The sequence below is a fragment of the Candidatus Zixiibacteriota bacterium genome (genome assembly GCA_026397505.1).
GTDB lineage: Bacteria > Zixibacteria > MSB-5A5 > GN15 > PGXB01 > JAPLUR01.
Map to the genome: position 1 here is coordinate 18310 of JAPLUR010000068.1, position 12678 is coordinate 30987.

Here is a 12678-nt window from a genome sequence, read left to right on the forward strand (position 1 = left end):
GGGATTATGGAAGGGTGATGACTTCTATGGAATCGGGGAGATTGATCCGGAAATCGTCTTCACTTATGGCGCTTGAAATTTCCCTGTCCAGGATGTGCACCCGGTTTAAATCGCCGTTCAGGTCATAATATTCCAGTCGGGATATGTTCGAGCCGGACTTATTGAGATAAACCATCAGTGAATCAGGCAGAGCATTATCGCTTTCGGCATTTCGGCGAAGCTGATACTGCCGGTCTTTCTTGATTATCGAAGTGCTGAAGTATTTGTCAAGTTCCTTGATAAAAAAGAGGCGATTTTCAAACTTCTCCCCTTCTTTCAGACATTGCTTGGTGGCCTGACGATTCGCCCCGGAAATTTCCCAGATACAGCGGCCGTCGAACAGGTAAATATCATCGTTCAGCCGGGCATTATACCGGCCGTCATAGGCGATAAGGATTTCGCCCCGGGCGCTGTCGATATCGTCGAAGAGCTTGGAGACGGTTGCTGTTGCTACTTCGAATCTGATTAGTTTGGCTGAAGTAAATTCCTTCTTGATCGATTCAAATTTGTCGCCCGCCGCGAAGACCGCCAGACTGAAGATAAAAAAAACAAGCAAGGGAGATGTTTTTCCAATTACTCTTTTCATAAAGCCTTATACGAATGAAATTCTCAGGAGTTCGGGTCCGATAGAGAGCGCGAGCCAGTCAATTTTTCCAGATAGGAGCGGTCAACCAAAACCTCACGGGCCTTGCTGCCGTCATAGGTGGAAACGACACCGGCTTCCTCCAGCTTATCAATCAGGCGGGCGGCACGCTGGTATCCAATACCCAGCTTTCTCTGAAGAAGCGAAACTGAGCCCTGCTTATGTCTGATCACAGTCTCGGCGGCTTCCAGAAACAGCGGGTCATCGAGATCAACTTCACCGTCAGACTCAGTTTCGGTTTCCACCGGCTCACCTTCCGGTTTCTGGGCTACGGGGAATTGGTCAACGATAAATTTCACCAGCCGTTCGGTCTCCTCGCTCGCTATAAAGGCACCGTGGATACGCACCGGTTCCGGCTGTCCCGGCTGAAGGAAGAGCATGTCGCCGTTCCCCAGAAGTTTTTCCGCACCGTTGCCATCGAGAATGGTTCGCGAATCAATCTTGGAAGCCACCTGAAAGGCAATACGGGCAGAAAAATTAGCTTTGATAAGGCCGGTAATGACATCCACCGATGGGCGCTGCGTTGCCAGAATCAGGTGAATTCCCACCGCCCGGGCCATCTGAGCCAGACGGGTAATCAGCATTTCAATCCGAGTGGAGGATGCGGCCATCATCATGTCCGCCAGTTCATCAACGATGATGACGATATAGGGCATTTTCTCTTCAGGGCTTTTCTGGCGGGAATTAAAATCCTCAATATTGCGCACCGATTGCCCGGCCAATTTTTTGTAGCGGTTCTCCATTTCAACGACGGCATCGGCGAGGACCTTTTCGGCCCTCTTGGGGTTGGTAACAACCGGCCGCCCCAGATGGGGAATCCCGGCGTAGACTGATAACTCGAGCATTTTGGGGTCGATAAAAATAAATTTCACCTGGCGGGGATGGAGCCGATACAGCAGCGAGGTTATCAGGGCGTTGATGCAAACCGATTTCCCCGATCCGGTTGCACCGGCGATCAAAAGATGCGGCATTTTGGCCAGGTCGGTCACAAACGGTTTGCCGGAGATAGTTTTTCCCAGCGCCAGCGGCAGGCGGAGACGATTGTCGGCATAGACATCGGAACCGATTATCTCTTTTATATAGACCACTTGCGATTTGGCGTTGGGGATTTCCACGCCTATCGCTGCCTTACCCGGAATCGGCGCGACAATTCTGATCCGTTTGGCTTTCAGAGCCAGCGCCAGGTCATCGGAAAGGTTGGTGATCTGATGCACCTTAATTCCGGCCGCCGGCTTGAACTCGAATCGAGTAATAACCGGGCCGGGGTACTTGTCAATCTGGCCATCAATGGTGACACCAAAAGTCTCCAGCGTATCTTTAAGAGCCCGCGCGGTCATGGCTAGTTCATCGGGATTGACCGTCAAGCCCCCCTCGGGATTATCGGTCAGAAGATCCAGGCCGGGGAATTTGAAGTCATCGGTGACCAGTCCTAGCGACGGCGCAGATTTTCTTACCGTAATTTTCTTGTGCGAACGGCTCGCCTCAGGCACAATTGCAGGCCCGGGTTGGCGAGTCGCCTCTTCTTCATTCGCTGATATTACATCTTCCTCCGAAATTTCCGGATCATGGTCAGACACGGCTTCTTTGCGTTTCTTTTTCTCCTTCTTGACCGGTTTCAATCCCCGCCAGAGGGCCGCAAACGCCTTCCCGATTCCCACAAAGAGCAACTTTATCAGAACCAGCGGATTCAGAAACGAGGGGAGCCTGAACCGTGTGGTCAGCCCGACATAGACATTGCCTATGAATATCAGGGCGATGATAATTCCGGCACCGAGAAGAAGCATCGAACCGATCCCGCCGGTAATTTTCATCAGATATTTCGTGAGGTAAAAGAAGAGAAAACCGCCATGCGTGTCGGCATAACCGAGAGAGTTGCCGGAATCGCGAATCAGATAGACATTGATCAGCATGGTGCTCATGATGCCGACGGCGACAAAAAACCATAGCGCCGGAGTGACTTTCAGGTGCCATTTCCCCGGCAGATAATGGAGCGCCGCCATGATAAGAGCGGTGGGGATCAAATAGGCCAGCCAGCCGAAAAAGAAAAATAGGAGATAAGAAGAATAAGCGCCGGCAGTACCTACCTGATTCTGAAACTGCACCTGGAAAGGATTTTCGGGCGACTGAACCCTTTCATCGTCCCAGCCCGAATGGGTAGCCAGGGAGACGAAAATAAGCGCCGCCAGAAGAATCAGGAGAATGGCCAGAAGCTTCTGTCGACTGCCGCCGCTGGAGGTTTTCTTCTTCCCTTTTGCCATAACTAAACCTATATTAAATTAATCAAGTTACCCCAAGTGTTGAGCCCGGTCAACTAAAATAAAAAAATAAGGCAGAGACAGTGCTCTGCCTTTCTGCTTTGAATAGAGATATTCGGTGCTATTTTCTGACAGCTTCCTTCAGGGTTTTTCCCGCGCGGAAATGCGGCACCTTGGTCGCCGGAATGTTTATCTTGGCGCCGGTCTGCGGATTGCGCCCCATACGGGCCTTCCTCTTGGAAACGGTGAAAGTCCCGAAGCCGACAAAACTGACCTTTTTCCCTTTCTTAAGATTGTTGGTGACATTTTCGAAGAAGCAGTGCAGAGCATGGGCCGCCTGACGCTTGCTAATCTTGGCATCCTTGGCAATCATGGCAATCATTTCTTCTTTGGTCATAAGACATCCCTCATCGGTTTGAAGTTTGTAGTTTTGATAACCGCTATTATCAATAGAAATATCATTTTCAGTTTTCCTGTCAATATAAAAAAAGGGCGGCGCGGAGAAAAGCTATATTTCTGCGGTTCGGCAGGTAAGTGCTAAATGGCTCAGCGGCCGAATAGACCTTTGATGCCGGATTCCGATTTCTCGAATTTAATATCAGGAAGGGAAATTACATTAATACGGAAATAATATCCCCGGTTGGAGCCATCCGGTATCCAGTAAAAGTATCCCTGCCAGCAGTGAAGATTCCTCTCGACTTCAATTCTCCGCGAGACCGTTCGGCCGCGCACAAAATCGTAACTTTGCGTGTAATTGAGTTTCCATCCCGTCGTGAGATTGATATTGAAAGCCATGCTGATGGAATGGGCTTTGGTGAAGGCATTGCCCCGGCCATTCTCCGAATAATAATGGGAAACCGTCATGCTCCAGTTCTGTTTCTGGGTTCGCTTCGTGCCGGTCTGAGGCGAAGTCTTCGGGGAGAAAGCCGTTGCGGCTTCATATTCGCCCAGGCTGCCGCTAGTGCTGAAAGAGGTCGAAATATTGAAACTCGATAGATAAGGAGACCAGAAGCGCAATTGATCGGTCCCCGGTACGTAGAAATCATGTGTCATGCCGGCCGAAATCCGAAGGTTGCGCGCCAGTGAGGTCTGTGCGTTGGTGGAAAGGGTGCTGAATTTGCGCTTGGAAGCTTCAAAATTATAGCTGAAGGAACTGCTCACCGTAAACAAATTGAGGGTTTTTGTGGCCTCCCCCGATTTTACTTTGGCCTGAACTATATTCCTCAATGAAAATGTTACCGTTTTCTGCTTTGTTCCCCCGCCTCCGGCGCCGGTATAATTCCTGATGTCATTGTGACGGGTTATTTCCGGAGCCCAGGAGAATGTGGCATCAGGGGTCAGGACATGGCGGAGACCCTGCAAGCCCCAGAGGTTTGGACTGACCGTACCATAAAGGTCGGTGGCGGCCGAAATAGAGGCGCCATATGCGAAGCGTCGGTAAAGCTGTTTGGTGTCAATCCCAGCGGCGGCGCTCTGGTCGGTCTCAAAAATCTTATACCAGGTCTCCTGATAGCTGAAAGACGGCCCAACCCTGAGATAACGGAAAAAGGTAACCGGCGAGACGCTCAAGGTTGGAGAATGATTGACTACGAGAAACTCTTTGCGGCTGCGGAAACCGGTGCTGTCGGTGCTCCGGGTGCTATAATTCCTGAGGCCGGCTCCATATCTAAAATAGAGGCTTTGGTACCACTTGCGCTCGCTTTCTTTCCCCTCTCCTTTGGAGGGTGAGCCGAAAATGGCCCGCCCGGGAAACGAAATGGAAGCGGTCGGCATTTCGTCAGTCCGCACTTCACGGTCAAGAGCAACTGTATGAATAAACTGCGCCGATAGCGAAGCTCGGCGCCATTGCTTCGAAATAGAAATCTGGCTGCGTAAATCGCGGTTCAGACGTTCGTCCAGGTCGGTGGAAAATTCAGTATAGTAGCTTTTGTCTGAGATAAAATTCCCGTGCGCCTGAATATTGAAGGTCGGTGAAATGGTCTGGGAATGGTCAATCGCGAGTTGCCACCTTTTCTGTCGGATTTCCCTGTAATCCGCGTCATAGCGGGAATTGTTGGCATAGGAAGCGGTGACGGAACCGGAGAGGTTATAGCGCAAATTATAACGTATAGAGCTATGATAAGCAAAACCGAAATTTTCGTAATAGTCGAGCGAAGCCTGTACATCCCAGTACTGCGAGGCGGCCCAGTAGTAGCCGACATTGCTGATCGAGCCGGCGCCGCGCTCGAAATTTCCTATCCGGAAAGGCAGGAATCCGGAATGCCGCCCCGGCTTGATGGAGAAGATATAGTACGGAAATATCATTATGGGCAATTTCTCTATGTAGAAAACGACCGGACGGGCGATAATTTTATTCCCCTGCATCATCTTCATCTTGCTCGACTGGAAATGATAATGGGGCGATTCCGCATCGCAACTGGTGTACGACCCATTATCAACGTAATAGATGTCTTTCTTCTCCCGGAAAAGCTCCCTGCCCCGATAATAAGCTTTCTCATATTCGGTCCTGGATTTCCGGAGCATGCCTCTTTCGGTATTCATGGAATATTCAAGATAGGAGCCGATGAGTTCCTCCGAACCATCCTTGAGGATTACCGGGACATAAACAAGGGAGGTATCGACCCGAATGGAATCATCATATGCGGTAACAAGCTCTCTGGCCGTATTATATCGAATGCTATGGGCGGTAAGAGAGAGGTTCTTGTTCAGAACCGAGGAGTTCCCGGTCATGACGATAGTCGAATCTCTGACGGTGTAATCGATGCGGTCTGATTTATAGATGACCGTATCCTCGACAAAGACCCGGCCCGAATCACCTTTTTTATATTTGCAGTTTAAATATTCCCCTTCGGCCCCGGCGATAACCTGTACCTCGGACAATCGCTCGTTATCAATCAGGAGCTTAATCGTATCGCCCGAAGAATTATTCTTGATTATCTCGACGCTGTCTCTGGTGCCGGGGGAATAGAATGAATAGGCCTGGCCGGAAGCTACCACGCTGCGCAGGTCGCCCTGTTCGAGATTAAACTCCATCTCCAATGATTTCAACTCGGCTGTGTCGAAAATGGTGGAGTCATTGCCGGTCGGTTCCTTGAAATTCCCCTCGGCATTCCCCGCGACATATATTTTAGTGAGAACGGAGTTCTCGGAGAAAGCAATCAGGGTATCTCCCTTTATCTCGGAATTGCGGCGTCGGGCAACCGGGCTGTCGTAAAGGGTCAGAATATCATCAACCATGTACATAATGGCTCTCCCGGCGCGTGATTCGGTCTCGGTCTGATTGATAATCACCTGCCCGTCGGCATAGCCGATTTTGTTTTCGGCGTCAAGGGCGATTTTGTCGGCATCGATCCGCACCATTCTGGCGCTGTCGGGGAAATTAAGGAATACGGTCGGACGATTGGACATGCGGAACAGAGCCGAATCGCGGCTGTAATAGGCATTGCTGCCGATTGCTTTGAGCGAATCTTTGGCGGAGAAGATGACCACATTCTGTCCGGAGGCATAAGCCAGTTTATTGGCCACATCATAAAAGACATGGTCGGCTGAAAGTTGATAAGCTGTATCTTCGACAAAAACATGCCCGTTGAGAATGATTGATTCTCCTTTGACCCAGATGGCGGAATCAGCCCGGAGTTTTTCGCCGTCACGAGCAAATGAAACCGAACCGGACAGATAGATGGTATCCCGAAAGGCGCCGCGGATGATTTCGAAGGTCTCGGAATCATAGTTAAGCGGTTTGTCATCAGCGGCCCGACTTGGAAGTATCAGAAAAGCGGCGACATAAATGGCCGCACCAAAAAGGGCAATTACTTTCTTAAGGTGCAATTTCACCTCTTATCAATCCAATGAAATGATCGATATATTCTTTTCTTTTATCCATGGCGATACCGCCCACCTGAGCCGAGGTGGCGCTTCCCCCGCCTTTTCCCCCAAACCGCTCCATAAAAAGCCGGGACATGGCCGAGGCGGTAAGCTTTATTCCCGCCGGCGCAAATATGAGCAGTTTGTCACCGCAGAGTAAGAGAATTATAGCGCGGACGGTCTCCCCCAGTTTGTTTGCTGCATCCTTGAGTGCTTTTGGATCCCGACCGTCAAATTCGCCCGTTACTATCTTGATTCCTCCCAAATCCGGTGAATTCTCTGCAAGCTCTTTAAGGTCCACCGCCAGCAGCCTTCCGCTGAGAAGCGATACTTCCCTTCTCAGTGCGGTATTTTGTTCTGTCAGCTTATCCACCCCTTTCACCAGATCACGGAAATGGCAGGTCAGCCTGCCCGAAAGCTGATTGACAACGGTATGCTTCTCGCAATAATCTTCTTCCGCCTGCCTTCCGACCAGGAATATGACGCGGAGGTGACCGCGCAGCTTTTCCTGCCCGATGATCTTCACCATCCCCACCTCGCCGGCGTTGCGACAGTGCGTTCCACCGCAAGCGGTATAATCAAATTCGCCGACCTGAACAATCCGGAATTTTCCCTCCCTCTCGGGAATCTTTCGGACCGGAAGATTTTTTAACGCTTCCCGCTCATAGTATTCAATTTTCACCGGTTGATTTTGACGGATAATATTATTGGCTAACTCTTCTACGGATCTTAAGACGGTATCATCCAGAGATTCAAGCGAAAGCTCGATTGTTGATTCCACTTCCCCCAGACGCGAACTGACCGTATCGGCTGCGGCCACCTCGATAAAGGCGCGGGATAGAATATGCTGGCCGGTATGCTTCCGCATATTATCCAGCCGGCGTACCCGATCGATCTGCCCGTTGACAGTCATACCCGGAGACAGGTTCCCTCTTTCGAGGATATGAATTATTTCGCCGGTATCCTTTTCGATTACGTTCAGAATTGGGATTCCCTCAATAGCTCCAGTATCATAAAGTTGGCCGCCGGACTCCGGATAAAAAGCGGTCGCTTCCAGTACCACCACATATCCGCTCTCCCCTTCATGGACGCTGATTACTCTTGAGGCAAATTCAAAGAGGTAAGGATTGTCCTGGTAAAGTTTCTCTGTCATGTTCCGTTCCGCAAGTTATACACCGTCCGGTCCTCAAATCACCCTTAATGAAGACAATATCATATTTCCTTGATAGATAATCAAGGGCGAGATTTGATAGGAGAGAATCCCCCGGCTATCATTCAGCTCAATTTCATCTCGACCTGTTCGGGAAGAAACCGCCCGGGATATCGCGACTGAAAATCCTTTCCCAGCAGGAGAAGATACCAGATTTTTTGTCCGGTGCGAGCCGCCGAGGAGATCTGGAAAAGGATAAACTCGGCCAGAACCCCGATAATGCCGAGGGATAACCCGATCAGCGCCAAAGCGGCTATTTCCACTGCGAGCCAGATAACAATGAAGAGAATATATGTTACGAGGAAATTTTTCAGTAATCTCAACAGGTTTGGTCGATAGTAATTGGCCGCCATTTTTACAATTTCGCCAAAGGACTTGCCGGGAAAAGAAACAGCCGCGGCGCGGGCGGAATCTGAAAATATGGAGGCGGCGGCCAATATCAAGAAGACGATGCCGGCTTTGAATAGGCTGGTGAGCAGAACCGGTGTTCCGGTCGTCCCTCGCCCGGTGGCGCTGACAACATTGACAAAAAATAAAGCAGAAGGAAGAAGAACAGTATAGATTAAGAGCATAAACAGGCTGATTTTCAGGTTAATACTGAAACCGTCGCCGCATTCGGCAAAAAAATCCCGGCCATTAATTGGAGATAATTTCCCCGATACCATAAGATAATAAATTCCACCGTTGATAAATTGCATGATTATCAGGTAAACGATGGCACCGGCAAAAATTGCGGCAAAGTAGATTGGCAGAATCCCCTCGCGGCCGGACAGTAGTTCAATAATCACCGATAAATCCCAGTCGGTAAGAAGCCGCCGGGAATAAGATGACGTCGATAAAACCGAGTTGGTGGTCAGATAGATGGGGATGACCAGGAATAATGAGAAAAGACTCTTGAGCAGGTAAATATATAGCCAGAACGACCTGATTTGAATCAATTTTCGAAATTCTCTGAATATCGTGACCATCTACCACCCGCCCAGAAAACTCAAGAGTGATTCGAGCAAGAACATTATTCCCGAGGACAATCGCATCCCGGCCCGGCTGTCGGGGCGGACAAGGAAGGAGTTGTTCATGAGATTGTTGTCAATTGCAAATTTGAAATCAGGATCAATCATGGCTTCGACCGCGGGCGACGGCAGGGTTCTGACGATGTCTTCGGCACCAAAAGGACTCTCCCAGAATCCGCGAAGAGTATCGCCATTGGCAAGGATGATAGCGTATTCAACCGGATACTCTAAGTTGCCTTTTTTCCTGAGAGTTAATCTGACTTCGGTCTCAACTGAATCGGCCGGGCGATTGCTCAAGGCGGAAATGGAATAGTCGATTTCCTCGGAGCTGTTGAGGAGAATCTGCATGACACGGCCGATTTTCTCTCCACCGATTTCCCAGGCGGTCGCCAGAAAATCCTCATTACCCGGATGCTTGAAAAGAAACCGTTTAAAATATTCCCTCCAGAATAATGAAGAAAGTGAATCCCCCAGAAGATTATCGAATGTCTCGGCAGCCAGGGCACCTTTGGAGTAAATGGTACCGAAATAATCCTGACTGGCCACGAAGGAATAAGCGGGGCGATTGACTATTCCGGCGCCGGAACCATAGGACCATTGAGAGGCCCTGGTAAAATCACCATTGGTGGCCTTAAAACCGGCAAAGCGAATTAAATTGCCCTCCTTTCCCCATTCTGCGCCAAGGATTTTTTCGGTGAACAATCCGGCGATTGATTCATCCATCCAGGGCGTTTCTATCTGATTGGAACCGAGCATACCGTAAAACCACTGATGGGCCACCTCATGAATCACCACCGATTGATACAGGTTGGAAAATGACATGGCGCCGCGCGGCGAGGAAAGGCAGATCAGACCGGGCAATTCCACGCCCCCCATGAAGGCAAAATCGACCAGGGCAATGGTGAGATACCGGTACTTGTACTCGCCAACCTGCCAGCTCATATATTCGTACGTTTTGCGGGAGGCCTCAATGATTGAGGCAAGGGCCGGTTCCTCGGAAGGACGATAGAAGAATCGGAAAACGGTCGAGCCGACGGCAAGGCTGTCGGTCAGATAATCGCCGGTGGCGACAAGGGCAAAATCGTGCACCGGGCCCAGTGTGTAACGATAGTTTATGAATGATCCGCTATCGGCCGTGGATTGGGGTGGAAGCGCCGCTACCACAACCAGCCCTTTGGGTGCGGCGAAATTAACCTCATATTCGAAATACTCCCCGACCAGTTCGCAAAAGCCGCTATAAGTCGGATTATACCAGGTGCCGTCATTGTTAAGAATCGCCGGCGAGGGAAACCAGCCGTCAAGAAGATAATTCCCCCTGAAATAGGATAATCTGTCTCCCAGCTCCGGAATTCTGGTCCTAAAAAATATCTGCACCACTCGGCCGGCCGGACCGGCACTATCGGGTAAAACAAGCCTCCCCCGCGTATAATCCACTTCCAAACCAGAGGTGGCATTTACTTTATCCAAAAGGATGGAATCAATATCCACGCCACCCCACTTTTTACTCCGTCTTAAATTATCCAGAAGGTTGGGGGCATGTTTCAGATACGGGGAATTCTCCGAGGCATAAACATTGGGGAAAAGCTGGAATTCAATTGCTTTCATCGTCGGAAGGGAGGGAAGGCGATAAGTGACAGAGCCGGTGATTTCTTTCCGGAGCGTATCAAGTGTGGCCTCGACTTTCAAAGTATCAAAAGCCGACACTGTCCCCGCCAGGCAGAAGATAATAAGAGTGATTCGAATGAGCTTAGATAATGTCATTGACAAGCGAACCGATCCCTTCGACTCTGATTTCGATTCTGTCGCCCGCTTTCATCGGGTCGATTCCCGCCGGCGTGCCCGTGGAAATCAGGTCGCCCGGCAGGAGGGTCATTACTTTGGAAATGAAGCTGATCAGGACCGGCACCGGGAAGATCATCATCGATGTCCGTCCCGACTGACGCAGTTCGCCATTGAGGTACGATTCCACCAAAAGGTCTTCATATTTGATATGGTTGACCACCCAGGGGCCGACCGGGCAAAAAGTATCAAATCCCTTGGCTCTGGTCCACTGAACATCCTTTTTCTGCAAGTCGCGGGCGGTGACATCATTGACACAGGTAAAGCCGAAAATATAGTCCTCGGCCTCAATGGCCGCCACATTGTGGCATACCTTACCGATCACCACACCCAGTTCGGCCTCATAATCGACCCGCTGGGCCATCTCGGGATAAATAATTCTCTCGCCGGGTCCAAGCAAAGCCGAGGGGGGCTTTAAAAAGAGCACCGGCTCATCAGGTTCTTTGGTGGCCGACTGCGATTCCTTGACATGTTCCCGATAATTCAGGCCGACACAGACAATTTTGCTCGGCTCGACCGGCGCCAGAAGTTTTACCTGGGAGGGTTCGTAGTAGATACCGGTCATTTCCGCTCCGCAGGCGGGATTTCCGGCAATTTCCGCAATCTTTCCCTCTTCAAAGGCTCCCCACTTTATGCCATCGGCCGTCTCGAATCTGATATATCTTTCCATCAGTCTTTTTGCAACTCCTTTAAATGGTGATAAATCGAAACGGCATTCCCCGCCGGGCTGTATCCGCCCTCAAATATGGAGAGAATCCGTCCATTACAGCATTTATCGGCCAGATCAACTATCTGCCGGGTCATCTGGCCGAATCCTTGCTCGGTAACCTGCATTCCCCCCAGCGGATCATCGCGATGCGCATCGAACCCGGCCGTGATGATTATCAATTCCGGTCGATATTTCTCAATCTCAGGGACAATATAATCCTTAAAAGCTTGAATATAGCGGTCGTTTCCCGTACCCTGAGGGAAAGGGAAATTAAGGGTGAAGCCCTCACCCAGACCTTCGCCCCGTTCGACGCTGGCGCCGGAGCCGGGGTAAAAGGGGAAACGATGCAGAGAAACAAAATAAACATCATTCCGCTCATAGAAATAGTGCTGTGTCCCGTTGCCGTGATGCACATCCCAGTCGATTATGGCCACCCTTTTCAGGTTATGATTTGTCAGTGCCGTCTCGGCGGCCACGGCGGTGTTATTTATAAGGCAGAAACCCATGCCCCGATAGTACTCCGCATGATGCCCCGGCGGGCGGGCGGCCAGAAAAATCCGCTTGAACTTATCGGACAGAATAAGACCGACCGCGTCCATGGCGGCGGCGGCTGTTTCCAGGGCGGCGGCAAAACTGGTCGGTGATAGATAGGTATCGCCATCAAGATAAGTATCGCCGTCCTCGGCCGCGGTACGAATGTAATCGATATAATCCGGACTGTGCACCTTACAAACAATTTCCTCGGGATCAATTGTCGCCGGTTTAATCTCTGTCAGGCCGGAAGCGATATCGGAAGCAAGCAATTGCTCCAGAGCGAATTTCATCCGTTGCGGATTTTCCGGATGGCCCGGCGGCGCCTGGTGCTTGTGTTCCTGAACCAATTGTACAAATCCAATTTGCATTGCCATTCATTTATAGTAAATATCGATTGTGGGCCGATGTCAAGGCATTAAATATTATAGCTTCTTATTCGGTAATGTCAATATTAGTGTGGAAATTGGTATATCCTTTTTTTCATTTATTTAGGCTGCTTTTTGTATCATGTTTTTGATGGTTTTTATTATTTCATTGTTTCTGTGCCATTTATGATTGAAATAGTTGAATAAAGC

At 50.1% G+C, this 12678-nt stretch carries 9 protein-coding genes; all 9 read right to left on the minus strand.

The genetic code is table 11. The features are described 5' to 3' along the window. Positions 1-4 precede the first annotated feature (4 nt). Positions 5-625: a hypothetical protein gene (locus NT002_07360; protein MCX6829088.1), complete on the minus strand. Its 621-nt coding sequence runs from the start codon at positions 623-625 to the stop codon at positions 5-7. A gap of 23 nt (positions 626-648) precedes the next feature. Further along, entirely contained in the window at positions 649-2940 is a 2292-nt protein-coding gene (locus NT002_07365) for a DNA translocase FtsK 4TM domain-containing protein (protein ID MCX6829089.1), read from the minus strand. A 118-nt stretch (positions 2941-3058) separates the two neighbouring features. Continuing rightward, positions 3059-3388: an HU family DNA-binding protein gene (locus NT002_07370; protein MCX6829090.1), complete on the minus strand. Its 330-nt coding sequence runs from the start codon at positions 3386-3388 to the stop codon at positions 3059-3061. Between the two features lie 95 nt (positions 3389-3483). Further along, entirely contained in the window at positions 3484-6771 is a 3288-nt protein-coding gene (locus NT002_07375; GenBank protein MCX6829091.1) for a putative LPS assembly protein LptD, read from the minus strand. Beyond that, on the minus strand, positions 6755-7954 hold the full coding sequence (locus NT002_07380) for an alanine--tRNA ligase-related protein (protein ID MCX6829092.1): 1200 nt from the start codon (positions 7952-7954) through the stop codon (positions 6755-6757). Before NT002_07380 ends, NT002_07375 begins: the two co-directional genes overlap by 17 nt. A gap of 122 nt (positions 7955-8076) precedes the next feature. Beyond that, complete coding sequence (locus tag NT002_07385; GenBank protein MCX6829093.1) at positions 8077-8979, minus strand: hypothetical protein; 903 nt, start codon at positions 8977-8979, stop codon at positions 8077-8079. Beyond that, positions 8980-10782, minus strand: coding sequence for a M1 family aminopeptidase (locus NT002_07390; GenBank protein MCX6829094.1), 1803 nt, complete (start codon positions 10780-10782; stop codon positions 8980-8982). After that, positions 10769-11530: a fumarylacetoacetate hydrolase family protein gene (locus tag NT002_07395; GenBank protein ID MCX6829095.1), complete on the minus strand. Its 762-nt coding sequence runs from the start codon at positions 11528-11530 to the stop codon at positions 10769-10771. Before NT002_07395 ends, NT002_07390 begins: the two co-directional genes overlap by 14 nt. Beyond that, positions 11530-12471: a histone deacetylase gene (locus tag NT002_07400; protein MCX6829096.1), complete on the minus strand. Its 942-nt coding sequence runs from the start codon at positions 12469-12471 to the stop codon at positions 11530-11532. Before NT002_07400 ends, NT002_07395 begins: the two co-directional genes overlap by 1 nt. Positions 12472-12678: the final 207 nt, after the last annotated feature.